The organism is Shewanella sp. 10N.286.51.B7 (assembly GCF_002873615.1).
Taxonomy (GTDB): domain Bacteria; phylum Pseudomonadota; class Gammaproteobacteria; order Enterobacterales; family Shewanellaceae; genus Shewanella; species Shewanella electrodiphila.
Map to the genome: position 1 here is coordinate 56,923 of NZ_MCUF01000062.1, position 25,493 is coordinate 82,415.

General features: G+C 39.9%; 21 protein-coding genes. 10 read left to right on the top strand and 11 right to left on the bottom strand.

Features of this window, described 5'->3' with window-relative positions:
• Positions 1-121: 121 nt before the first annotated feature.
• Together BCU84_RS17175 and ppk1 are read right to left on the bottom strand one after the other, a co-directional pair.
• The gene (locus BCU84_RS17175; RefSeq protein ID WP_241906473.1) at positions 122-1,618 is read right to left on the bottom strand and encodes an exopolyphosphatase; all 1,497 of its coding nucleotides are present in this window, start codon (positions 1,616-1,618) and stop codon (positions 122-124) included.
• Positions 1,619-1,620: 2 nt separating this feature from the next.
• Positions 1,621-3,771, bottom strand: coding sequence for a polyphosphate kinase 1 (gene ppk1, locus BCU84_RS17180; protein ID WP_102529298.1), 2,151 nt, complete (start codon positions 3,769-3,771; stop codon positions 1,621-1,623).
• Between the two features lie 328 nt (positions 3,772-4,099).
• Here ppk1 and yegD point away from each other — a divergent pair, with 328 nt between their 5' ends.
• From yegD to BCU84_RS17195, 3 genes are all read left to right on the top strand, one after another.
• Complete coding sequence (gene yegD / locus BCU84_RS17185) at positions 4,100-5,464, top strand: molecular chaperone (protein WP_102529299.1); 1,365 nt, start codon at positions 4,100-4,102, stop codon at positions 5,462-5,464.
• A gap of 107 nt (positions 5,465-5,571) precedes the next feature.
• Complete coding sequence (locus BCU84_RS17190) at positions 5,572-6,003, top strand: CreA family protein (RefSeq protein WP_198589606.1); 432 nt, start codon at positions 5,572-5,574, stop codon at positions 6,001-6,003.
• Between the two features lie 70 nt (positions 6,004-6,073).
• Positions 6,074-6,556 carry a zinc ribbon domain-containing protein gene (locus BCU84_RS17195; protein WP_102529300.1) on the top strand — a complete coding sequence of 161 codons (483 nt, stop codon included), beginning with the start codon at positions 6,074-6,076 and terminating at the stop codon, positions 6,554-6,556.
• A gap of 95 nt (positions 6,557-6,651) precedes the next feature.
• Here the strand turns inward: BCU84_RS17195 and BCU84_RS17200 are convergent, their stop codons facing one another.
• The 3 genes from BCU84_RS17200 to pdsR all read right to left on the bottom strand — a co-directional run bounded on the left by BCU84_RS17200 (position 6,652) and on the right by pdsR (position 10,820).
• The gene (locus BCU84_RS17200) at positions 6,652-7,845 is read right to left on the bottom strand and encodes a cystathionine beta-lyase (RefSeq protein WP_102529301.1); all 1,194 of its coding nucleotides are present in this window, start codon (positions 7,843-7,845) and stop codon (positions 6,652-6,654) included.
• Between the two features lie 117 nt (positions 7,846-7,962).
• On the bottom strand, positions 7,963-10,128 hold the full coding sequence (gene pdsS / locus BCU84_RS17205) for a proteobacterial dedicated sortase system histidine kinase (protein ID WP_102529302.1): 2,166 nt from the start codon (positions 10,126-10,128) through the stop codon (positions 7,963-7,965).
• The gene (gene pdsR / locus BCU84_RS17210) at positions 10,128-10,820 is read right to left on the bottom strand and encodes a proteobacterial dedicated sortase system response regulator (RefSeq protein WP_102529303.1); all 693 of its coding nucleotides are present in this window, start codon (positions 10,818-10,820) and stop codon (positions 10,128-10,130) included. The genes pdsS and pdsR overlap by 1 nt, the downstream gene beginning before the upstream one ends.
• A gap of 250 nt (positions 10,821-11,070) precedes the next feature.
• Here pdsR and pdsO point away from each other — a divergent pair, with 250 nt between their 5' ends.
• The 3 genes from pdsO to BCU84_RS17225 all read left to right on the top strand — a co-directional run bounded on the left by pdsO (position 11,071) and on the right by BCU84_RS17225 (position 14,995).
• Entirely contained in the window at positions 11,071-11,841 is a 771-nt protein-coding gene (pdsO, locus tag BCU84_RS17215) for a sortase-associated OmpA-like protein PdsO (protein WP_102529304.1), read from the top strand.
• A 90-nt stretch (positions 11,842-11,931) separates the two neighbouring features.
• A complete protein-coding gene (locus tag BCU84_RS17220) occupies positions 11,932-14,397 on the top strand; it encodes a marine proteobacterial sortase target protein (protein WP_102529305.1) in 2,466 nt (821 codons plus the stop codon).
• Positions 14,384-14,995: a class GN sortase gene (locus tag BCU84_RS17225; RefSeq protein ID WP_102529306.1), complete on the top strand. Its 612-nt coding sequence runs from the start codon at positions 14,384-14,386 to the stop codon at positions 14,993-14,995. The genes BCU84_RS17220 and BCU84_RS17225 overlap by 14 nt, the downstream gene beginning before the upstream one ends.
• Here BCU84_RS17225 and BCU84_RS17230 read toward each other — a convergent pair.
• Together BCU84_RS17230 and BCU84_RS17235 are read right to left on the bottom strand one after the other, a co-directional pair.
• A complete protein-coding gene (locus BCU84_RS17230; protein WP_102529307.1) occupies positions 14,987-16,012 on the bottom strand; it encodes a GGDEF domain-containing protein in 1,026 nt (341 codons plus the stop codon). The two genes, BCU84_RS17225 and BCU84_RS17230, sit on opposite strands and share 9 nt — an antisense overlap.
• Positions 16,013-16,157: 145 nt before the next feature.
• A complete protein-coding gene (locus BCU84_RS17235; RefSeq protein WP_102529308.1) occupies positions 16,158-17,045 on the bottom strand; it encodes a hypothetical protein in 888 nt (295 codons plus the stop codon).
• Positions 17,046-17,569: 524 nt separating this feature from the next.
• On the opposite strand from BCU84_RS17235, the gene BCU84_RS17240 reads away from it, so the two are divergent.
• Complete coding sequence (locus tag BCU84_RS17240) at positions 17,570-18,421, top strand: LysR family transcriptional regulator (RefSeq protein WP_102529309.1); 852 nt, start codon at positions 17,570-17,572, stop codon at positions 18,419-18,421.
• 64 nt (positions 18,422-18,485) lie between these two features.
• On the opposite strand, the gene BCU84_RS17245 is transcribed toward BCU84_RS17240, so the two are convergent.
• Positions 18,486-18,860, bottom strand: a complete 375-nt coding sequence (locus BCU84_RS17245) for a diacylglycerol kinase (protein ID WP_102529310.1) — start codon at positions 18,858-18,860, stop codon at positions 18,486-18,488.
• 272 nt (positions 18,861-19,132) lie between these two features.
• Here BCU84_RS17245 and BCU84_RS17250 point away from each other — a divergent pair, with 272 nt between their 5' ends.
• Both BCU84_RS17250 and BCU84_RS17255 read left to right on the top strand, forming a co-directional pair.
• Complete coding sequence (locus tag BCU84_RS17250) at positions 19,133-19,969, top strand: DNA ligase (RefSeq protein ID WP_102529311.1); 837 nt, start codon at positions 19,133-19,135, stop codon at positions 19,967-19,969.
• Between the two features lie 130 nt (positions 19,970-20,099).
• The gene (locus BCU84_RS17255; RefSeq protein ID WP_102529321.1) at positions 20,100-20,576 is read left to right on the top strand and encodes a low molecular weight protein-tyrosine-phosphatase; all 477 of its coding nucleotides are present in this window, start codon (positions 20,100-20,102) and stop codon (positions 20,574-20,576) included.
• A 79-nt stretch (positions 20,577-20,655) separates the two neighbouring features.
• Here the strand turns inward: BCU84_RS17255 and ylqF are convergent, their stop codons facing one another.
• Both ylqF and BCU84_RS17265 read right to left on the bottom strand, forming a co-directional pair.
• Positions 20,656-21,600, bottom strand: coding sequence for a ribosome biogenesis GTPase YlqF (gene ylqF, locus BCU84_RS17260; RefSeq protein ID WP_102529312.1), 945 nt, complete (start codon positions 21,598-21,600; stop codon positions 20,656-20,658).
• Positions 21,601-21,718: 118 nt separating this feature from the next.
• Positions 21,719-22,558: a 2OG-Fe(II) oxygenase family protein gene (locus BCU84_RS17265; RefSeq protein WP_102529313.1), complete on the bottom strand. Its 840-nt coding sequence runs from the start codon at positions 22,556-22,558 to the stop codon at positions 21,719-21,721.
• Between the two features lie 182 nt (positions 22,559-22,740).
• On the opposite strand from BCU84_RS17265, the gene BCU84_RS17270 reads away from it, so the two are divergent.
• On the top strand, positions 22,741-23,664 hold the full coding sequence (locus tag BCU84_RS17270; protein ID WP_102529314.1) for a bifunctional methionine sulfoxide reductase B/A protein: 924 nt from the start codon (positions 22,741-22,743) through the stop codon (positions 23,662-23,664).
• Between the two features lie 109 nt (positions 23,665-23,773).
• On the opposite strand, the gene BCU84_RS17275 is transcribed toward BCU84_RS17270, so the two are convergent.
• On the bottom strand, positions 23,774-25,333 hold the full coding sequence (locus BCU84_RS17275; RefSeq protein ID WP_102529315.1) for a SulP family inorganic anion transporter: 1,560 nt from the start codon (positions 25,331-25,333) through the stop codon (positions 23,774-23,776).
• Positions 25,334-25,493: the final 160 nt, after the last annotated feature.

Below are 25,493 nucleotides of genomic sequence, written 5' to 3' on the forward strand. Positions count from 1 at the left end.
TTTATTGGTTAAATTTCTAGCTTCGTATCAGAGTTTTAGTGATTAACCAAAGTATAAAAAGCATCCATATGGATGCTTTTTTAGTTTTAAAACTAGCTGTTCAGATTAATGACAACCGAGACTAGCCAAAACTGAGGTTAATCCCAATTGTGGCCAATCTCTTTTGCTCAGCGTATAAATCTTGCAGTAATAATTCATTATGTTTGGCTTGCTCACCAGAAAATATGACATTGAAATCTGCCTGCTGTGCTTTTACTATTATGTGCTGATAACTACTGGATGTACGGCCAAGATTAAATAGCACTGCTAATCGCAAAAGGGTCAATAATCTGAAAAAGGCAAGGCGCTGTGTTTCATCTGCAATGGTGATTGACAGGTAATTGATTTTCTTTCTATGGTTGCCAACGAGCAAGGCTAATAATTGTTGCTGTTGCTGATTAAATCCTGGTAAATCACTATTTTCAAGAATGTAACTTCCGTGTTTATGGTGAGACTTTGAGTTAATCGAAATACCTATTTCATGTAGCTGGCAGGCACCTTCTAAAAGCCAGCGATAATCCGTTAGCTGCCACTTTTCTGTGACTTGCTCAAATAATGTCAGCGCAGTATTGGTTACTTTAAGCGCTTGATTTGAATCAGTATGATATAACTGAGTTAAACTTGATAACGTGCGTTGTCTTATATCATTTTGCTGCTCAATTTTAGCCAGTTCGTACAATACCCCTTCACGTAGAGCGCCTTTAGCTGCTTGTAGGCTTTCAATACCTAACTGCCTGAAAAAGCTGATAAGAATAGCTAGGCCTGCAGCCAATAATGGGATTCTTCTGTCATCTAAATGCTCAAATACAAGTTTTTCAATACTGCCAATATTAATCAGGTGTTTCTTTAATGCCAGCAGGTTTTTAGCAGTAATGCCTTCGCCGTTATCGGTAATTTCACTAATCGCAAGCGAAATGGCTTTAGCAGAACCTGAGCTACCCAATACAAGTGACCAGTCTTGATTAAAGTACACTTGACTTAAGCCTGCAAACTGCTTGTCTGCTGCTAAAATCGCCTGCTTAAAAGCATCTTTTGATAACTGACCATTAATAAAGAAACGCTTGTTATAACTGACACAACCACATTTTAAACTGGCTAAATGTTTTGCGCGTTTTTCATTCCCCACAATGACTTCTGTTGAGCCACCACCAATATCAATGACAATATTTTTCTGTTTCAGTACTTGGCTGTGGGCAATACCAGTGTAGATCAAGCGAGCTTCTTCATGCCCTGAGACCACATCAATGGGATAGGGCAGTATTTTTCTGGCGGCTTTTAAAAATGATTGTCGGTTCTTAGCAACACGAAGTGTGTGGGTTGCGACTATTTTGACTTGCGTCTTGGCTAAGTTTGAAAAACGTTGACTGAAATCTTTAAGACACTGAACACCATTGTCGATAGCAACTTCATCTAGCACATTTTGGTTGTCTAAATATTTAGCCAATTGCACTTGGCGCTTTTCTTTGTGCAGCACTTGTAATAGCCCATCTTGTTCGCGGGCTATGACTAAGTGAAAACTATTAGACCCCATGTCGATAGCGACAAAATGTTGTGAGTCTTCTGCAATAACATCTGCCAAATCTACGCCTCTTGTGGTAATTCTTGTAGTTTCTTATTGTTATTTAAACAATGAGTTGTTGTGTTACTTATTGCAGCGAGTGCACTTGTTACTTTTTTCTCATAGCCATTGAGGTATTGATGAATGGCCACTTGGCTGCGAAGCTTTCGTTTATTTCCTCTTGGGTGATATCGGTTGTCTTGCTGCTGGTTAATCACCCTAGACTTTGTATTATCTTTAAATTGCAGTGAAAGTATAGCAATAACCATCTGTTTCAACTGCTTATCATATACAGGCGTAGTGACTTCAATTCGTTCATCAATATTTCGTGTCATCCAATCTGACGACCCTATAAACAGTTTTTGTTCACCGCCAGCATGAAACAACATAACGCGCGAATGCTCTAAATAGCGGTCAATAATACTGAAAACCTTAATGTTATCGCTTTGCCCAGGGACTTGAGGAATTAAACTGCACATACCGCGTATTAGCATGGTGATTTTGACACCCGCTTGTGACGCTTCATAGAGTTTATTAATCATGATGTCGTCGACTAGATTGTTTAATTTCAGTTGAATACTGGCAGGCTTATTCTGCTTAGCTTGTTCAATTTCATTATTGATTAAACCAATGAGCTTATTTCTAGAATTATAAGGTGAGACAATTAAATGGTTGAATTCATCTTTGCGGTAAGGTCGTTCAATGAGGTCAAAGACTTGTTTTACTTCACCGGCAATATCTTGGTTTGCTGAGAATAACGAGAAATCAGTGTAAAAGCGTGCAGTTCCTTCGTTGAAATTACCTGAACCAATATGACAATAATATTGGGTTTTATTCTCTTCTTTACGACCAATTAGGCACAGTTTTGAATGCACTTTTAAACTAGGGATACCGTGATGAACTTTTACACCTGCTTCAGCTAAGCGGCGAGTCCAGTTAATATTGGACTCTTCATCAAAGCGCGCTCTTAATTCAATTACAGCGGTGACGCGTTTACCGTTTTTAACCGCATCAATAAGTGATTGCATTATGTGACTCTTTTTAGCCACACGGTATAAGTTTATTTTAATGAATTTAACTGCTGGATCATAAGCGGCTTGTCTGACTAACTCTGTGAAATGCGAGAATTTATGATATGGATAATTGAGCATGATATCTCTATGCCTAATGGCATCGAAGCTATTATCAAAGGCTAAAAACTGACTGCTATCAATAGGGTGAAGCTTTTCATTGACTAGTTTTTTACGACTTGGATTAGGGAAGTCCATAAAATCTTTAAAGCTGTGATAACGACCGCCAGGAACTAAGCATTCTGTCGAGCTGATATGCAAATGAGACTTTAACATCTCGAGCATATCATCAGGCATATTTCTATCGTAAACCAATCTTACAGGCTGAGCTTTTAAGCGTTTCTTAATCCCTTTAGTCATGCGCTCTAAAGTTGTTTGCTCAAGTTCATTACTGATATTGTAGTCAGCATCTCGGGTCATTTTCATTGAAAACACGTTAATGGTATCGAATTCAAAAAAGGGTCTAAATAAATCATCAATACAATGACGAATAATATTGTCGAGCAATATTAAGTGCTTTATTTTAGAAGTTTTTTCAGTAGGTAATTCAAGAAAGCGCGGTACATTTTTATTCGGCACTTCAATTAATGCGTATTCTTTGTTTTCACCGCTTTGTAAACTGGCCACGAGATAAGTTGTGCCATCAACTAAGTGCTGAACCAAGTCACTATCTTCATTGATAATATGTGGTGCAATATGTCGTTTAAGTTGATTTTTAAAATACTTCTTAAGCCAGGCACTATGAAACTCGCTTAGTTGAGTTTCATTGATTAAAAAGATATTGCAGCGAGCGAGCTCTTTCATTAGCACTGGATATATTTGATCAAACTTTTCTTGTAAATCTAATACTTTAGCTTGAATCTTAGCCATCAAGCTTTGATATTCTAGTTGCTTTGAACTGATCCCCGATACCAAGATAGCTCGGCGAACTGCAGCCACTCTGACTTGGAAAAATTCATCCATATTGCTAGAAAAAATCCCTAAGAATCTAACTCGCTCGATTAATGGCACTGATGTGTCATAAGCTTCTTGCAATACGCGCTCATTGAATGATAACCAAGAGAGTTCTTTATCGATAAATCTGTGATGTCGAGGTTCGTTCATGATGGGCTCCTGCAAAGCAATGCTGCAAAAATTAATCTATCACTAAATAGGTAGCGCTTAAATAGTACTATCGGATAGAGGTAGCTAATCAGCTGTTTAATATGAATAAAAATAGGAAGGTATTTTACTGCAGTTATATGACAGCTATGTGAACACATTGAGTGTGAACACTGTTTTCAGTAAATTCAAAGACGCAACAAATTGATTAAGCAAATTAAACCAATTGATGAAAATGTCAGCGAAATAACAGTGAACGCTAAACTTTATAAGATCCTATATAGCGCTTGTGTTATTTTTAGCATTGATTTGAATTTTTGAGTGGTAAGAAATGTTTATTGGGTTTGATTATGGCAGTGCTAATTGTTCCGTAGGAATTGAAAAAAACGGTGAAGTGACGTTAATTCCGATCAATGGCGACAGTAATTTCTTATCATCGACTTTATATGCAATGGACCGAGAATTAATTGCCGAAGCTGTTTATCAGCGTATTGCACCAGAGCTAAAAGCTGAATATGGCAAGCTGCGCTCTGCACAACTTAGCCGCGCAAGAATGGTTCGCCATGATTTGGATATTTACCCAGATGAGCAAGTGGTTTTTGTTGGCCCTGAGGCGATTGAAGCTTATTTGGAGCTGCCTGACGAAGGGTTTTATGTCCGTTCGCCAAAATCATTTTTGGGTGCCAGTGGGTTAAGAGTTGAGCAGGTAGGACTGTTTGAAGACATCGTGACGCTTATGATGTTAGAAGTGATGTCTCGCGCGAATAAAGTGATCAATGAACCTATTACCAAAGCCGTTATTGGCAGACCGGTCAACTTTCAAGGCATTGGCGGAGAGTTAAGCAACCAACAAGCGCAAACTATTTTAGAAACTGCAGCTAAACGCGCGGGTTTTGAAGAGGTGAGTTTTTTGTTTGAGCCAATGGCTGCAGCGATGGATTATGAAGCTTCAATGACACGTAATCAAACCGTATTAGTGGTTGATGTCGGTGGTGGTACTACGGATTGTTCTATGGTGAAAATGGGGCCAGACTTACAACACAAAACAGATCGCAGTGAAGATGTACTAGGCCATAGTGGACAACGTGTTGGCGGTAACGATTTAGATATTGCCGTAGCAATGAATTGTTTTATGCCGCACCTTGGTCTTGGTTCTCAATTGAAAAACAATTTAACCGTACCAAGACAGCCGTTTTGGAATGGTGTTGCGGTAAATGATATCAGCGCTCAGCGTGATTTTGGCTCGCTTACCACGGCAAAATTAATTGATGAGTTAATTAAAGATTCGTCAAAACCTGCATTATTAACACGTCTTAAATCATTAAGACAACATCAAATGAGTTATCAGTTTGTACGCCAAGCGGAGCAATCTAAAATAGGTTTATCATCACAGTCTGAGTACAGCGCTGACTTGTCATTTATTGAGCCTTTATTTACTGTGCCGGTAAATCAAACTGATTTTGAAACTGCGGTTGATCAACCCGTTGCTAAGTTGGTGACAATTATGAAGCAAGCGGTGGAGGGGACTGGCGTTATGCCTGATGTGGTTTATGTTACTGGCGGCACCGCAAAAAGTCCGGTTATTCATCAATGCATTGCCGAGCAATTTACTGATGCAGAAATCGTTGTTGGTGATCATTTTGGTAGTGTGACCAGTGGTCTTGTGCGCTGGGCTGGTAAAGTATTTAATTCTTAAGGAAAAGTGAAATGATGTTTACTCCATTAAAGTCGACACTGAATAACAAAGCGTTACTGCCTTCGCTGACTAAAACTACTGCGGCAATACTTGTTGTGGCGGCTAGCATGCTAACAATGAGTTGCAGTGATGATGTCGGTAAAGTCAGTTTAGGTGTTTTTACGACCAAAGATATTAAGCTAAATATGATGGTCGACCCGATCGTTTCAGGTGTAACGTGTCATGTTGCCAGTATTGAAGCTGATTTAAGCTTTTCAGATCCGTCCGATTCGGCTATTTCATGTCGACAAACGGGTGAAATTACACCAGAAATGATTGCACAAATTGATATGTCTGCATCAGGCGAGATTGTATTTAAGAAATCAAAAAGCATCTTTTTTAAAACCATGAAAATTAGACGTATTTTTGATAAAGAAAATCAAACTTTAATGTATGTTTCATATTCAACGAAAGAAACATCTGGCAGTTACAAGCACAGTTTATCCACTGTACCTCTGTGGGCTACAAAGGCTTATCGTCAGCCGCAGCCTGCGATTTAGCTTTAGGCTTGCTAGTTGAGGTACTGATAGCTTAAGTTAATGGTTAACTTATCAAATAAATGGTGATTACATGGATTGTCCTTTTTGCCAAAGTGAACTGAATGAAGGCGCTCTCAAATGCGCTCATTGTCATGAGTATTTATCAGAGCATGTCTGCCCCGACTGTTATGGGACATTACCTGCTGGTGCTAAGGTGTGCATGCACTGTCGTTATCGCTTTAGCCAGATAAGTGTTGATGTGGGTCAGTTGTCCATGGCATTCAACACGGAAGTGTTGGCCTCTTTGCTGTTTAGGTTTCGACTTCTTCCGCAAGAAATCATAACCGATGAAGATAAAATCACGATTAATACCCCCGGTGTGTTTAGACTGTGGAATAACACGGATGAAGTACCATGGAATAAAATTGCAGGGTTTAATTACCGTAGCGGTATTATTTGGGACAAGGTTGAAATTGAAACTCGTGGTCAGAAACCCAGTGTGATTATTGGATTATCTAAAGCTAACAGTGATGAATTACGTAAAGTATTACAGTCTATTGTTAATGCTAACTAAATTGCTGTAGCGCGTTTAATTGTATTTGAAAAATATAAAAAAGGGCTTTCTCACTGAGAAGGCCCTTAGTTTTTATTGGCTGTTAATCTATCGTGTTATTTGTCAATAACAGCATTAAAGCGCTCGAATGCTTCAGTTAAATCCGCAATTAAATCATCAGGATCTTCTAAGCCAATATGAAGTCGAATCAGTGGTTTACTGGTATCCCATGTTGTTGCAGTACGCAGTCTGTCAATACCGAATACACCTAAAATAAGGCTCTCATATCCGCCCCATGAAAAGCCCATTTTAAAATGACGCATGTTTTCAACAAATGCAGTGACAGAGGCTAAGTTGCCTTGTTTTAATACAAATGAGAATAGGCCATTACCACCACTAAAATCACGTTGATAAAATTCATGACCAGGGCAGGTTTCAAAGGCAGGATGACGTAAATGATCCACTTCAGGTCGGCTAGCTAACCAATTGGCGACTTTAAGCGCATTCTTATCATGCTGGGCCATTCTTACACCTAATGTGCGTAAACCACGCGCGGCGAGGTACACATCGTCAGGTGACGTTGTCTGGCCCATGATATAACTATTTTCACGCAGTTGTTCCCAATGTGCTTCATTGGCTGTTGCTGTGCCCATCATCACATCTGAATGGCCGACGATGTACTTGGTTGCAGCTTGGATGGAGATATCCACGCCCATTTCAAAAGGGCGGGAATTAATTGGCGATGCCCAAGTATTATCGAGCATTACCACAACATCATGTTCATGTGCGATTCGGCTTAATGTTGGCACATCTTGAATCTCCATGGTGATAGACCCAGGGGATTCTAGGAACAAGACTTTTGTATTCGGCTGAATTAAGTCTTTAATCCCTTCGCCAATAAGCGGATCGTAGTAAGTGGTTTCAATGCCAAAGCCTGCCAGCAGCTTATTACATAAATCACGCGTCGGTTCATAGGCGCTATCGACCATTAATAAATGATCGCCACTTTTTAAGAAGGACAACAGAGCAGCACTAATAGCACCAGCACCAGATGGGTAAAGCGCAGTACCTGCGCCGCCTTCTAATTCACTGATTGCTTGTTGAAAAGAGAAATGAGTAGGGGTGCCACGGCGGCCGTAAAACATTTCGCCATTGGTTTTGTTTTTAATCGCAAAACGCATGTCATCCATGGTATCGAATACGACTGTCGATGCGCGATATACTGGTGGGTTAATAATCCCTTTCGAGTATTTCTTTTCTCTACCGACACTGACAATTTGAGTGGCTAGTTTGTCTTGCTGATTACTCATAAACTCATTCCCAATTGATACAAGGTGATGTTATCTATTAATTTAGCCATCCTACCATCTATACGGCCATAATAAAGCGCTAGTCGAATATAAATGACGATTTATCGTGTGCTTAGCTTACTTAGGGTCTGTAATTGGAAACGCCAAACTAAATTGCACACCAGAACCATCAGCGAGGTTTTGTGCATGTATTTCCCCTTGATGAAACTCGGTGATTAATCTCACGATATATAGCCCTAAGCCTAAATGAGGCTTTGTTTGCATGCCTTGTGGCCTGATCGACACCATAGATTCAAAAATTTGCTCACTCATATCTTGAGGTAATAAAGGGCCGCGGTTGCTAACCGTTAACTTGGCCATTTTTCCTGATTGTTTCAACGAAACTTCAATCGGATCTTCAGTACTAAATTCAATCGCATTATTAATCAGTTTATCCATTAATTGGGCAATGTATTCTGGCACACCGTTCATAGACATAGTGTGCTCATCAATGGCGACAGCAAACTCGTTATCAGGATAGGTGTATTGATACCCTTGCATACAACCGCTGACAACTTGTTGCAGTGAAAAATCACTTTGTTCAACATGGGATAAACTGGCTTCAAGACGAGTTGCTTCACTTAAGTTATTTAAAATAAGATGTAAACGGCTCACACCTTCTTGGGCGCGGGCGACATACTTTTCACTTGCAGGTTCAAGAGGTTGTAGACTTAAGTGTTCAAGAGAAGAGCGCACCACTGCCACAGGGGTTCTAAGCTCATGGGATAAGCGTGATGACATGTTTTCAAGGTAATGGGTATATTGTCCTAGTCTGCCAACAATATTAGCAAAGCTACGTGACAAATCGCCTATTTCATCACGGGTTTTAGACGGCACAATTTGTTGTCTCACTCGGCCTTGGCTATCAATGGCTTGCTCAGATTGGTCGCGCAGTTTTCGAATGCGGCTTGAGATACTTGAGGCAAATATGAATAGCGCCAGTGTGCCCATGCTCATAATCGTTAAGATGACATTAAATAACTTTTCTAAAGCGCGGTTACGTAACGTGCGGATCCCATGGGTGGTTTCTTCTGCAATGACAGCGCCCATGACTTTATCATCAATCCAAATAGGGCTAGCAGCAGCTAAGACAACGGCTTTGTTATCTGGTGTTAGACGCCAAGTTGAGGCCCGTTTGCCATTTAAAGCCTGTTGAATGTGACTGCCATTGAGTTCGGTTGAATCTTGCAATGAGTCAACAAAGTCCTGTGGTGGTTTAGTGAGAATTTTATAATACAAAGGCAATAAGTGATCACTTTTAAATTGGCGCCAAGCACTGGCTGTTTCTGTTTCATTTAAACTTGAAGACCAGACATTGTTAGTCGCGCGAATATCCCCTGATTTTGCTAACACACGGCCGTGGTTATCAACCACCCAAATACGCGAGCTGTTATGGCTCATGCCTTTAATGATATTTTCAATTTCAGGCGAGGGCACCAATACCGTTCCTAATTGAGCCACAGAGTCGATAGCGGAAGTGCCAATAATGGTATTCACAGTGCGAGTTTTAACATCGTCGACATTATAAATAGCAAAACCAAGCTTACTGCCCACCATAGAAAGCGGCATTCTAAACTCGATATTGTAGCCATCTTTCGTCGCTAGCCATTGTCCTTGAATGCGAATTTCTGGTGTTACTGGCATGGATTGAGCAGGATCTTGAGGCAATTCGAATGCGCTTAACCAGCCATCTTGTGTGTTAGCAACGATATAACGTCTAAATTGGCCATCTGGTGATTGAGTGGCAATCACTAAGTGGTCGTTCTTATCGACACGTAAGCTATTTTTACTGCGATAAACCAACTGTTTATCGTGTACTTTAAAAAAACCATATAAGTAGCCGGCATATTTACCCACCATGTGGGTAAAGTGAATATCAACCGGTTGATTTTCATTTCGATTAAAAATCACATGATCACTAGCGTAATTGATCATACGGTGCTGGTATTGCTGCCAATCAATCAGCTTACCATCTAATTGAATTGGGCCTGATAATGGGTAAGCATAAAGGTCGCGGCCTTTTTCAACTTGGCTTAAAAAACTCGCTTGATGATTAAACAGTTTCGGCCGTTCATGCAACGCAGTTGCTAAAGCTTGGGTTGTGCCTTCTAAGGTTTTTTCTTGCCCATGTCGTAAATACTTTTCCATCTCCCACACATACTCATAACCCAGCCAAGGCAAGCAAAGTAAGAATAAAGACAAGATAACGACTTTGGCACGCAGACCTATGGGAATATTAAACATTAGCTAACACTATCCCAGCGATAACCCATGCCGTAAACGGTATCTATACAATTAAAGTCTTTATCTGCGCTGATGAACTTTTTACGAATCCGTTTAACATGAGAAGTAATAGTACTGTCATCGACAAAAATTTTAGCTTCTTGCATTAGGTCTTGGCGACTGCGGACGTGCCCGGGATGTTTTGCCATCGCATGCACCATCCAAAACTCAGTCACGGTTAACTCAATGGGTTGTTGGTTCCAATACACTTGAATTCGATTGCCATCAATGGTTAATGCACCATGTTCGATGAGATTATCTTCAACGGTGGCAGCGCCAATGAGTTCTGAACGTCTAAAAAGCGCGGCAATACGGGCAATTAAATGCGGAAAGCTAACATCTTTTGATAAGTAATCATCTGCGCCTAAGCGAAGGCCGCAAACGGTATCAAAATCACTGTCTCTTGCGGTGAGAAAAATAATCGGCAAGCTGCTCGACATTGAACGAAGTGACTGACATAAGGTAAAACCCCCATCGATTTCATTTTCCAAACCGATATCAATAATAGCTAAGTCCGGAAGGCGAGCATTGAAGGCCAGCATTGCTGCGGGACGGTTGGCATAGCCCTGCACATTATAGCCTTGCTGTTGTAGCAATTCTTTGTAGTTTTCTCTAATAGCAACTTCATCTTCAACGATGGCAATTCTTTTCATGTATTGGTTTTTCTTGTGACTTATATGGCTGACTATACATGATTTTTAATCCAAAAAAATCGTCACAAAGTAATTGCCATATTGTTGCCACATTTCATCTCTACATTGCCATTTTTATGCCCCTTGGTTGCCATTTCTATTGTGTTTAATAGTGACATCGAATGAGACGCAGCGACATTCAAGTTTGTTTATTGAATCACTCATTGTCTCCTTCATTTTATGACTTAACTAGAACACAAAAGGAATCACCATGAAAAAGCAATTAATCGCAGTAGCCGTAATCAGCAGTTTATTTATTTCTACTATCTCAGTTGCTAATACTGAGCCAATGACCGAACAAGTCACTGAGCGTGAACACACTGAAGAGTTAGTCGGACTGACGTCAGGTGCTGTATTAGGCGCAGTGGTAGGCGGGCCTGTTGGTGCAATTATCGGCGCGTTTGCCGGTACCTTAATTGGTAAAACAGTAGGTGATGATTCTGAAATTCAAACTCAGAAAGAAATGTTAGTGCAGCAACAGCAATCTATTGAAACCCAAACGTCTGAGTTAACTGCCTTACATGAAAAACAGCAATCACTTGCAGAGGTGACGGATGAGTATTTACTCGTGCAATCGCAATTAACTGACTTGCGTGAAGCGCAGCAACAACAGTTACAAGAATTAGCTATTGGCTTGAATGTGCAGTTCAAAACAGGGTCGTCCACTATCGAGCCACACTTTGAGCAACAACTTGATGACGTGGCTTACTTAATGGCTTTATCTCCTGAATTAATGTTGGATTTGACGGGCTACGCAGATCGTCGCGGAGATAGCACATTTAACCAGGCACTTTCTGAGCAAAGACTGATTGAAGTGACAAGTTATCTACAAAGCCAAGGCGTATCAGCTGAGCGTCTACATGCCAAAGCATTTGGAGCATCAGCGCCATTACATGCCCAGCAAAGTTTTGAAAATGACTTTTTTGACCGTCGTGTCACATTGAAAATTATGCCTGTCGGTGAAGCTCTCGCTGCTAACTAATTAACCTTTATTAAAGATTCAACCTTCGTGAAACCTTGCTGAGTTGGCAGCGTTTCATCGAAGGGAGTACCGAGTTCAAGGAGAGAAACGATGAAAAGGTTAACCCGTTACCGAAACAGGAAAATACCTATAATTAGGAATGCCACTAACAAGCTTGATCTAGCAGCCTATGGCTGTTCAGGTCTAATTCTGTTGGCATTGATGCTTTTGAATGTGTTGTTTCCAGTGCATGCCATGGGATCATCAGATCGCAGAAATACTGGCTCTGAGCATAAAGGAAATGACTTATCCGAAGTGACCCAAGGAATATTGCGTTATCAGGTTAATGGTCAGCAATTTGAAAGTTTACCTTTAAAAACTGATGTCAGGATGAAAGTCTCTGGCTGGACAAATAGGGTGAGTGTTAAGCAAACCTTCACAAACCAATCTAGTGATTGGATTAATGGTAGTTATATTTTCCCGTTATCGTCTAATAGTGCGGTCGATCAAATGCGCCTCATTATCGGCGAGCGGGTTATTGAAGGCGATATTCAACCTAAAAAGCAAGCTAAAGCCACATTTGAAAAAGCAAAGTCTCAGGGGAAAAGAGCCAGTCTCGTATCACAGCAACGCGCTAATATATTCACCACAGAAGTCGCTAATCTTGGGCCGAAGGAAACATTAACGGTTGAAATTAGTTATCAAGAAAAACTGCGCTATAGAGACGGTGAGTTTAGCTTACGATTTCCGATGACGATTAACCCTAGGTATAAGCCAGGATATTCGGCGGTTGATGGCGAGACTGTTAATCGTAAGCAAGTCAATGGGGTGACTGTAACGTCTGAATTATCGCAACAATCGTATGAATCTTTATCGCCAACATTGCCTTCATCACTGTTAAGTTTTTCACCTGAATTTTTATTGTACCCAGAGGCAGACGATCGAAGTGAGATTGATTACGAGCTGGATGATAAAAACTCAGACGGGGTAACGGTCAACTTACAAGTGGAATTAGAAGCAGGCTTTAATGTTGCAGATATCAACAGCCCATACCAAGAGATTAAAAAGGTTGGAGCAGGGGATAAATGGCAAATATCGCTTGTGGGGCAACAAAAAGCCAATAAAGATTTTGTGCTGACCTGGCGAGCCCAGGCTAATGAAAGCTTATCGCCGCTGACAGCAGTGTTTACTCAGCAAGGTCAGACTCATGAAGTCGTTAATCAACAGAGTAAAGAACATAGTAATAAAAAGAGTAATGAGCATATTGATAACAAGGCAAAGCTTAATCAAGTGGAATATGGTTTAGTCATGCTGACACCTCCAGCAGCGTCAAATCAAAGCCAATTTGTTCAAAGGGACCCAAATACAAACGATGACATCAGTAAACATCACGTGCCACGAGAGTTAATTTTAGTGATTGATACTTCAGGCTCAATGTCAGGCGGCTCTTTAGAACAGGCCAAACAAGCGATGCTTTATGCGCTTGCAGGATTAACCAGCCAAGATAAATTCAATGTGATTGAGTTTAATCACGCGACGAGTCAGTTATCTGAACAGTCATTAGTAGGCTCAAGTAGCAATATCGGCAAAGCTAATCAGTTTGTCCGTCAACTTGAAGCCAATGGTGGAACTGAAATCAGTAAAGCCTTATCAGTGTCTTTGACTCACGCTGCAAATCAAGCTGGAAATCACGAGGATGAATTTAATCGCGCACAAGAGCATTCAACGTTGTTAAGGCAAGTTATTTTTATCACTGATGGCGCGGTGAGTAATGAGCATGGCTTATTTCAGCAAATTGAAGCTGAATTAGGCGACAGCAGGTTATTCACCGTAGGGATCGGTTCGGCGCCTAATTCATACTTTATGGAACGTGCAGCTATGTTTGGGCGCGGTACATATACATACATTGGTAAAACGTCTGAAGTAAAAAGCAAAATTTCGCAATTACTCGCTAAAATCGAGAAACCAGTGAGTACAGATATTAAGTTAACTTATCAAGATGGCACAGTACCTGATTATTGGCCTGCTCAGATCCCCGATTTATATCAAGATGAACCATTATTAGTGAGTTATAAATCGCCTTCATATAACCAACAAGATTTAATTGTTTCAGGTTATAGCCAAGGACAATTTTGGCAACATCAGATAAACCGTAATGCACCCAAACAAGCAGCTGGTCTGGATTTAATCTGGGCAAATGCGCAAATTGATGCCATTGAAGCCACCCAAAGTCGCAGCAACTTACAGCGAGTGAAAAAGCAAGTGGAGGCATTGGGAATGAAATATCATTTAGTTACATCGCAAACAAGCCTAGTTGCGGTTGATAAAACGCCTGTGAACCCTATGGCCGAATTTAATCGCAATCAACAAGTGAAAAGACATATGCCTGATGGCTGGAAAAGACCTCAAGGTGTTTTGCCTCAAACTGCAACATCTAGTCGGCTAAACATTTTAATCGGGCTAAGCCTACTTATCATTGCTTTGCTACATGGCCTTTGGCTAAAAGGTTTGTTACCCGCACAGCGACTCATTTTGCCCAAAAATAACGAGCAAGGCGGGTCTTATGATGTCATTTAAATGGATTATTCCGAGTTGTGTGGCATTGATAGGAGTGAGTTTTTTATCGCAAGGAGCGTATATGCAAATTAAAGCTAATTTTGCTCAATATTTGATTGAGCAGGCATGGAGTAAAACCTTAGAAGATCAATTACCGCATAAACCTTGGAGCTGGGCAGATACACACCCTGTGGCTAAGTTAAAATTATACGCAGATAAAGAAACTGACTTATATCCAATAGGCCAGCCAATGTTTGTTCTCGCGGGGGCTTCAGGGCGAAACTTAGCATTTGGCCCAAGCTTAGTATTAAGTGGCGCTGGAGTGGGTGAGCAAGGTAATACCATTATTGCAGGGCATAGAGATACTCATTTTTTACCACTGCAACAAGTGAAAAAAGGGGACATTGTTGAGCTTGAAACATCATACGGAATGCAGCAGAACTACTTAATCACGCATATTGATATCGTTCACGAAACACAAACTGAGGTACTTAATATGACAACGGATAACCAGTTAACTTTAATAACGTGTTATCCGTTTGAAGATTTATCTGCTAACAGCGATTATCGCTATGTGGTGACGGCCAAGAAAGTAAACAGTGGTCATCGTTTAATTTGAAATGGGCATCACTCTATTACGACCTAATCGTTTTGCTTCGTATAACAACTTGTCAGCACTTTCAATCAGCTGACTGGTTGTTTGTTTTTCTTTCCATTCACTGACGCCGAATGAAGCAGTAATATTATCAATACGTGTTTCGCTGCGTCGGTCTTTGACGCTCAGTTTTTCTATAGAGCGGCGCATGGCTTCAGCCAGTTGTCTTGCAATGCGTTGTTTGCTGTTAGGCAATAAAATTGCAAACTCTTCGCCACCAAATCGGTAAAGTTTAACCCCATCACGACAAGATTCCTGTAACCGTTTAGATACTACTTTGAGCACTAAATCCCCCAGCTGGTGGCCGAAGGTGTCATTGAATTGTTTGAAATGGTCAATATCGGCGATGATCAAACAAGCCCCTGACGGAGATTGACTGATAAGGGCATTAATATCTTCGTTAAATGCACGGCGGTTTAATGCTTCAGTTAATGCATCAAATAAAACATCTTTTTCAGATTCAGCTAGGCGTTGTTTGAGGGTATTTATCTCTGATTGTGCTTTGTCCAATTGCTGGGTAAAACTAACGGTACTTGAATGTATATTTGCTGACTCACTGACGATATTGCGAACGACCTTGATAACTTGCTCAAGTGAAAAGCCTTTGCTTTCAAGTTCGCTTAACTTACTAAATTCCTTTTCGATTTTTGATTGAAAATTGTTGGTGTCATGATTAGTGTCTTTTAAGGATTGAGACAGCTCGCAAACCATTGCATCAAGGTTTTGTCTCATATCACGCACATCTAGCTCAACGGGATCTGAAATGTGTTCTCGGTAAAGTAATTCGCTGGAAACAGGAGAGTATTGCTGGTTTTGTGCAATAGCTGAATCGAGGGCAAGGTTAAGCTTGGGATTGGATTCGGCCACATATGTGTACCAAAGTGCATAATTGGTCGGCGTGGTTGGAATGCTGTGTTTCAACATTAAAGGAACGGCTTTTTTTAAATTTAAAGCGGCAGATTTTAGTAGATCAGTTGACATGCAATTCCTCAATACCAGTTGAGGTCACTTTGCAAACTATCAAAAGAAAAGAGGCATAATTTTAATGAATGTTGATGCTTGAAAGTGACTTAATTATTAATCTTCAACGTTTTTTAAGCACCTTTATTAAGGTGCTTTTTGAACATTAGAATGAATAGGATACGGCAAACATGGGGCCAGTAAAACTATAATTTATATTGTAATCTAAAGTTCTAAATTCTTTATCCAAGATACTACGAGAACGCTCAATATCAACGTCAACATCGTAATAATTATACGCCAAAGATAAGTGGAAGTTTTCACAGATCATGGCACTAACACCTGCTCGAATATCGACTAATGAACCTTTAAAATTATCATACTTAATAGCAAAGTATTGTGCATGAGCACTAAACTGCCAACCTGGGTAAAATTCGTACATGCCGAATAAACCAATATTTGGTAAAGGTGCTGTTAACGCGTTATCAACAACTTTAGGCGTAAATGAGACGGTATCACACAAGCTATTTGGCTCGCTAGTTTCGCCACAGAGGCTAATGTCGCCTTCAAATATGGTTTCTACAAACATAGTATGCAAACCAATTGAGCCGCCTACAGTATAATCATTGCCTTCCCAAATATCATATCCGTAACCAATTCTTAAAATATCGATATTTAATGTGGTCGATAATTTAGCACTGCCGTCAATGACATAGCTTTGATCATTATCACCGAACTCAGGGATTTCGATATCAAAACCTAACTGTGGGGTATCGGCATTACGGTGTAATGACTTCCAATCGACATAAATGTGGTGGCGTTCTTTGAAGCTATATTGGAATTCAAAAAAAGGTAGGAATTGATCTTCGGTTAACAGCAAGTCATCCTCAAAATCGAGCAAATAATAATTACCCGTATCTTTAGCACTTTTCACTAGCATCGTTGAATCTGAGCTAGCGTAAAATGCACCAAGGGTAAATTTGTATTCGTCAGCTTTAACATGGCCAGTAGTACAAACCACAGCTAAAAGTCCTAAAGAGGCTCGCTTAAACATTTTATCTCCGCACTTAATATGAACTCATTGTGAGTTAGACGTGCTTTTTATTTTTATTTTATAATCAGGGTTATATCTTTTTGCGTACTAATACTAGCACTATGTAACTAAATGTGAAGACTTTGTTGGTTAAAATGTGCTGAAAAGTGATCCTAGATCAAAGTTTAGAAGTATCGACAAACATCGGGCTAAAGCTAAATATTTGTATGATAAATTTAAATGCCTGTTTTAAAAGCTTTAAGTTGAGTTTTATGGTGAGGCTTGGCTTGGTTTAATGAATCTTTAAAATGAAGTGTTCAGTGTGTTTAAGGGAACATTAATGGAATATTTACTGATTATTTTATGGAATTTACAGTCAGTATTTTGACTAAGTGTTAAAAATTTGTAATTGAGAGGGTTTGTCAATTTTTTGCTGATTTGATATTACGTCTACAAGTGTTAAAGCTAATTACTCTTTGCCATAATTTTGCTATAAAGCGATATTAAAATAACCTCGTACATTCCTGTTTGAGTATTAATCCATTATGGATACTGATTTATTAAAAACGTATTTAGAAGTTTATCGCACCCGTCATTTTGGAAAAGCTGCAGATAATCTATTTTTAACTCGTAGCGCGGTGAGCTTCAGAGTTAAACAGCTTGAGAATATGTTAGGTGTTTCGCTGTTTAATAGAGAGCGAAATAATATTCAGCCCACACCAGCGGGTGAGCGATTACTAGAGCATGCCAATGCCGTGTTAACCGCAGTTGAAAGGGCAAAGCAAGATGTATCATTGTCAGGCAGTCAGCTAGTACAACTTAGCCTTGGTATTGGACACAATGTTTGGGATAGCTACTTAAATAAATTGATGCAACCATTATGTTCTGGCTTACAAGACGTGTCTTTAAGAACTGATGTGATAACCACGGCTGTGATGTCAAAACAGTTGTCTGAAAGAACGCTAGATATCGCGCTAAGTTTTGATCCTCTGCGTATCGATGATATCGAAATCACTAAACTACACCGTGTGAATTTAATATTGGTGGCTGACAAGCCTGATTTATCGGTGAATGATATAAGCCAATACCAGTATGTGAAAGTGGATTGGGGTACCGCTTTTAATATCATGCATGCCCAAGAGTTAGCATACTTTCCCATGGCATCTCTACATACCAGTTCTGCGCAAATAGCATTTGATTATCTAATGAGCAATGGCGGTAGTGCTTTTTTGCCTGAAACGATGGTTGAGGAAAAGCTTTTACAATCTGAACTGTTTTTAGTTGAAGGCGTTGAGCCAATGCGCAGACATATTTACGCCGCGCATTGGATTAACAGTGAGCGAATTGATGAAATTGAACAAGCTCTGCTAGTACTAACACATAAAATTTATCGTTGATCTTAGCTGGATCATTTAATGTTTTTAGCTGTCTTTACTACAAGAGAGTGATTCGGACGAATAGCTATAATAAGTAAGCATTGATCAATATTGCGCCCCACGTTATAGCGCACAATGCCAAACTTAAAAATACCGCTGCAGAAGCCACGTCTTTGGCTTGACCACTTAAAGGATGGATTTCATCACCTATTCTATCGACGACCGCTTCGATGGCTGAGTTAAGTAACTCTGTGATAAGTACGATGAACAAAGTCATTATCATTAATATTGATTCGATAAAGCTGACATTGGTGAAAAGTGCAATAGGGAGTAATACCATTGCTAAGATAAGTTCTTGTCTAAATGCAGCTTCATTTTTCCAGGCGCTTGTTAACCCCTGTAATGAAAATCCAGTCGCTCGGATGATCCGTTTAAAGCCATTATTATTTACCGGTTTCATTTTATGCCTATATCTCATTTTGTTTGTAACGTAGGTAGATTGTTATATCAGCCCTTAACATAGCAAAATATAAAATCTTTACTAAAATCAATTATCTTGAATGCTGTTTAGTGTCAGAGTTGTTGTCTATAGCTGGGGTTAACTATGCTAGCTGTTAACTAAGGTAGGAGCCGACTACTGTTGCTATTCAATATGGTCGCTGTTGTGGCAGCAGTGTATTGATCAAGTCCAATAGGTTTCATTTTCAAATTATTACTAGCAAGGATGCTACTATGCAAAGATATTTACTGTCTATTATATTTCTTCCCATCTATTTATTACTTTCTGTTCCATTGTTTGCAGCTGAAAAGCCTCCCATTCAACTTGCTAGCCGGTTTCAAGATGACATCAAGGTTGAACAATACTTTGTCAGTGAAAAGCTTGATGGTGTAAGAGGCTATTGGAATGGTGAACATCTGTTGTCTCGCTCTGGTAGAAAGATATCCGTGCCTGATTGGTTTGTTGCAGACTTTCCAGCGTCTAAACTGGATGGCGAGTTATGGATTAAACGTAATGATTTTGAATCAGTGTCCGCGCTATCGCGAAGTCAGAGGGTCGATAACCCCTTGTGGCGACAAGTTAAGTTTATGATTTTTGATATGCCAGAACATAAGGGCGAATTTAGTCAGCGTGTGCAAGACATGGCACAAATAGCGTCTCACTCTAAGTACATAAACATGATCCCCCAACAATCATTCTCAACTCACGAAGCGCTATATCAAGAACTTAATCGTGTTATAGCACTAAAAGCTGAAGGCCTGATGCTACATAAAAAATCGGCCTTGTATAAAGTGGGCCGCAGCCAAGATATTGTTAAACTCAAACCTCGCTATGATGCTGAAGCCATTGTCATCGCTTATAACGAAGGTAAGGGGAAATATTCAGGTTTACTAGGCTCTCTCACTGTTGAAATGCCTGATGGAAAACAGTTTAAAATTGGCAGTGGTTTTAGTGATCATCAAAGAGCTAACCCGCCGGCAATTGGCTCAATCATCACTTACCAATATTTAGGGCTGACGAAAAACGGCATTCCACGATTCGCGCATTTTTTAAGGTTAAGGAATGAATAAATATAGGCTTTTTGACCTAAACCTAGTTAATATTAGGTTCGCTAAATCTACGATTTTTCCAAGCGAAATAAAGGAGTAAATATTGGAATCCCAATCCCATTCTAAAGCTGATGCGATACAAACGCTAAACTTGAGTCAGGTTAAGTCAGTACTTTTTGTTTGTCTCGGTAATATTTGCCGTTCGCCTAGCGCTGAAGCTGTTTTTCGCCATAAAGTTGCTGAGTTAGGTCTTGAAATTCATATAGATTCAGCAGGAACAGCGGCCTATCATCAAGGAAACCCACCGGATCCTCGTTCAATCAAAGCAGGTGAGGCTCGTGGATTAGAGTTCAGTGGTATGAAAGCACGTAAAGTAATAGACCAAGATTTTGAGCAGTTTGACTTAATATTGGCAGCTGATAACGCTAATATGGATGATTTAGTCATTCGCTGTCCTTCTCAATACCAACATAAGTTGAGGTTGATTTTATCCTTTGCAGCAGATGACGTTAACGGTGTAATGGAAGTGCCCGATCCCTATTACGGCGGCGAGAATGGTTTTGAAGTGGTTTTAGATTTGTTGGATGCAAGTTTAGTTGCGTTGGCAAAGCGGATTAAATCGGCATAATCTCTCTAATTTAACGTATAAAGGCTTATCATGTGATAAGCCTTTATTTGTTCTATCGTAACGTAATAACTAATTAGGATTAACCATTTTGATGACGTTTACCTGAACGTTTTAATTTTTCTTGTTCAATTTTTTGCTGTTTAATAGCTTCTTTTTCTGCCATCACACGCGCCACTTCAGCTTTTTCTATCTCAGCCATTTCAGGGGTTTCTAAGGTCAATAAGCCTGTTTTTCCTGAGCGGAATTCATGGAGTAGTAATTCAGATGCTTTGTGTAAATCAATACGACCGCCTGGTCTTAATGCACCGCGTTTACGGCCAATTTCTTCGAGTAATTCAATATCGGTTTCAGGCTGTGACTTGAGCTTATATCGCTCACAAATCTCTTCAGGGTAAGCGTGAAGAAAATACTCTGCAGCGAACATGGCGACATCTTCATATTCCATTGCAGTATCTTTAATCGCACCTGTGACAGCTAAACGATAACTACTTGATTCGTTATCAACCTTTGGCCATAAAATACCAGGAGTGTCAGACAGTACAATACCATTTTTTAAATTGATACGTTGTTGACGCTTGGTGACAGCGGGTTCGTTACCTGTTTTTGCGAGAGTGCGACCCGCAAGGGTATTAATAATAGTGGACTTACCGACATTCGGGATCCCCATAATCATGGTACGAATATCTTTTTCAAGTTTGTCGCGAGAAGGAACTAACTTACGACAAATATCAGGAATGCTTTTAACTTGACCTGGTTGAAGTGTGGTTATCGCAGTTGCTTTTACACCTTGTTCACGCTCTAGGTATTCAATCCAGCGTGCGGTCACTTTAGGATCGGCTAGGTCTGATTTGTTGAGTAGTTTAATACATGGCTTATCGCCCCTTAAGGTTGAAACCATAGGGTTTTCACTACTATATGGAATACGCGCATCTAATACTTCGATGACAAGATCGACTTGAGGCATTGCCTCTTCAATCTCTTTTCGAGCTTTGTGCATGTGTCCTGGGTACCATTGAATTGCCATGTGTTTGCCTTTTTTAAAACCACTACTAACAAAGGGGCATATTCTACCTTGTTATGCCGTTAAATGATAAAAAAAAGCGCCATTTGGCGCTTTAAACTTATTGGAAATACTCAAGAACTTAAATAACGCCAAGCTCTCGTAGTCTTTCCATTAAGTAGCTATCTGCTGTGTAGCGCTCAGATAACACCACTTCTGGGTTGGGATGTAAAAACAGTGGTAACGAAATACGCGATTTGGTCTTATCTGTTCCTTCAGGATTAATGACTCGATGTGACGTTGATGGATAATAACCACCAGATGCTTCTTGAAGCATATCACCGATATTAATAATGATATTACCAAAATCACTGGGTACATCTATCCAATTATCATCTTTGGTTTGTACTTGAAGACCTGGCTCGTTAGCCGCAGGTAGTACAGTAATTAAGTTAATATCTTCATGTGCTGCTGCGCGAATTGCACCTAGTTCTTCATCGCCAGCCATTGGTGGGTAGTGCAGAACACGTAATAATGTTTTTTCGCTTTCAGCTATCATGGCTGGCAGCGGAATTGAAAATTTTGCAGCTACCTCAGCAGGTGCATACTCTTCAATCCAACCTAATAATTCCGCAGCTAATTCATTAGCATGTTTATAGTAAGCCAGAATGTTGGCTTTTAATGATTCAGGAATGCGGCCCCAAGGGTAAACGTGAAAATATTCTTTGATATCTTTTACGCTATGGCCTTTTGCCGTTTCAGAAATTGAGGCTGGGAAAAACCCATCCTGTGTTTCTGGTTTGAATAAAAAATCATTTTTTTGTTCAGACAGGAAAAACTCATACCATTCTTTATAGATGGTTTCGACGAGTTCTTTACTGATTGGGTGATTGGATAATACACCAAACCCTGTTTCTCTTAATGACTCAACAAACTGCTTTGCACAGCCCTCTGAGCGGTAATCAATTGTTTCTAATTTCATGTTTTCTACTTATTGTTTTATTTGACCCAATGTGATTTTAACCTCCGTCACACTTTGTCGCAATTTTTTGATCTAAAAAGCGGTCTTATAAGTCGAAATAGTGATCTTTATTCGGCATACTGCCATCTGTTTAACTATTGCTTTAAAGTGAGAAGGCTAAGATTGAAGTTAGGACGATGCAAATGAATGAATTAACTGAGTTTGAAAAGTATGTCATTGAGCAGAAAGGAACTGAACGTCCATTTAGTGGAGAATACGTCAATCATGAAGCTGAAGGTTTATATCTGTGTAAAAAATGCTTAGCGCCTTTATATAAAAGCGAACATAAATTTAATGCTTTTTGTGGCTGGCCTGCATTTGATGATGAAATACATGGTGCAATCAAGCGTACTGTAGATGCAGATGGCCAACGCACAGAAATTACTTGCTATGAATGTGGCGGTCATCTTGGTCATGTGTTTAAAGGTGAAATGCTCACCGGTAAAAATATGCGTCATTGTGTCAACTCTATTTCAATGGTTTTTAAAAGTTACGATGAAATAGAAGCAGAGAAATCTAAAGCGGCCAAATCGATGCAAATGGCCACATTTGGTGCAGGTTGCTTTTGGTGTATAGAGGCCGTTTTCCAAAGACTCGACGGGGTTGAGAGTGTTTATTCTGGTTATAGTGGCGGCACAACAGAAGATGCACATTATGATGCGGTTTGCAGTGGTATTACAGGTCATGCCGAAGTCATACAAGTGACATTTAATCCAGCTGTGATTAGTTACAACACCTTACTGTCGGTATTTTTTGCGATTCATGATCCTACCACTTTGAATCAACAAGGTAATGATAAAGGTCCACAATACCGTTCGGTGATATTTACTCATAATGCTGAGCAAGTCGATCAAGCGACAATTGCAATTAGTAAATTGATACAGCAGGGGATTTGGCCAAAACCTATTGTGACTGAAGTTTCTATGTACGAAACTTTTTATCATGCAGAAAACTTTCATGATGACTATTTTGCTAAAAATGCAGAACAACCTTATTGCCAACTACTTATCAAGCCCAAGTTTGAACAGGCGATGAGACAATTTGAGGCATTACTAAAGAAAGATTAGTCTAGTTGATGTAAGAAATACCTACGCTGACAAAGCGGTAACCCAATAAAAAAGCGAACTATCTAGTTCGCTTTTTTGTTGATGGAATAACATCACATATTGATTCGGATTAAGAATCCAGTGCATCATCTGCCACTTTGTAATGTGGATCTTCAATCACATTAACTTCAACTAAATCACGTGCCTTATGGAGTAAATCTTTACAGTCTGGACTTAAGTGTCGTAAATGTAACTTTTTACCTGCTGCAACATATCGTTCAGCTAACGTATCAATAGCATCAAGTGCTGAATGATCAGCAACGCGCGAATTTTGGAAATCGACAATGATATCTTCAGGATCATTAGTTGCATCGAAAAGATCTAAGAAGTTAGATACTGAGCCAAAGAACAATGGGCCATTTAACTTGTAAACTTTCCAGCCATTGGCATCTGTATTAGTTTCAACGTTGATGTGTTTTGCGTGTTCCCATGCAAACACGAGTGCTGAAACAATAACACCAACAAAAACAGCAAATGCCAAATCGGTAAATACGGTCACAGCAGTGACTAAGACGATAACGAATGCATCATGCTTTGGTACTTTGCCCATGACTTTAAAACTAGCCCATTCAAATGTCCCGAGTACCACAATGAACATTACACCGACTAGCGCGGCTAGAGGGATAATTTCAATGAATGCTGAGCCAAATAAAATAAAGGCAAGTAGTGCTAAAGCTGCTGTTATGCCAGATAAACGACCACGACCACCTGAGTTGATATTAATGATTGATTGACCAATCATTGCACACCCACCCATAGCGCCGAAGAAGCCACTGGTAATATTCCCCACACCTTGACCAACACATTCTTTGTTACTTTTACCACGACTATTGGTCATTTCATCAATAACGGTAAGGGTTAACAGTGATTCAATTAAACCAATTGCAGCAAGAATAAATGCATACGGAAGGATAATAAATAGGGTATCTAGAGTAAATGGCACACTTGGAATGGCAAAACTAGGCAAGGTGCCTGCAATGGTTGCATGCTCATCACCACTCATGGTTTTTAAGAAATCGAGTACATTACGCGTATCCAAATCTAAACCAACTACGATTGCGGTAACCGTTAAAATCGCGACTAATGAAGACGGAATCGCAGTGGTTAATTTTGGTAAAAAGTGGATGATCGCCATCGTTAAAGCGACTAAGCCGAGCATAATCATTAATGGCTCTTGTGCCAACCAGATCATGTTTCCTGCGGCATCTTTGACTTTAAATTGTCCAAGCTGGGCAAGGAAAATAACAATAGCGAGACCGTTTACAAAGCCAATCATCACAGGATAAGGAACAATGCGTATAAATTTACCGAGCTTGAATATACCTGCGGATATCTGAATTATCCCCGCTAGCACCACCGCTGCAAATAAATACTGTACTCCATGCTCAACAACAAGCGATACCATGACAACTGCCATAGCGCCGGTTGCGCCAGAAATCATGCCTGGGCGCCCGCCAATAACAGCAGTAATAATACCCATGATAAAGGCTGCGTATAAACCGACCATAGGTTCAACTTGAGCGACAAATGCAAAAGCAACAGCCTCTGGTATAAGTGCTAGTGCAACAGTCAATCCAGATAAAATATCTGCTTTGCTACTGCTTGTTTTGTGACGAAGTAGATCGAACATTTAGCCCCTGAAAACAATTGATGTGTTTGATAATAAAAGTGTGCGTATGTTAACAAAATTTAATGCTGCGCTAAACCTGAAATTAATCTTAATTGATTATAAATAGAATAATTCATTAAATTGTAAATATAAAAAAACCACGCTAATTAGCGTGGTTTTT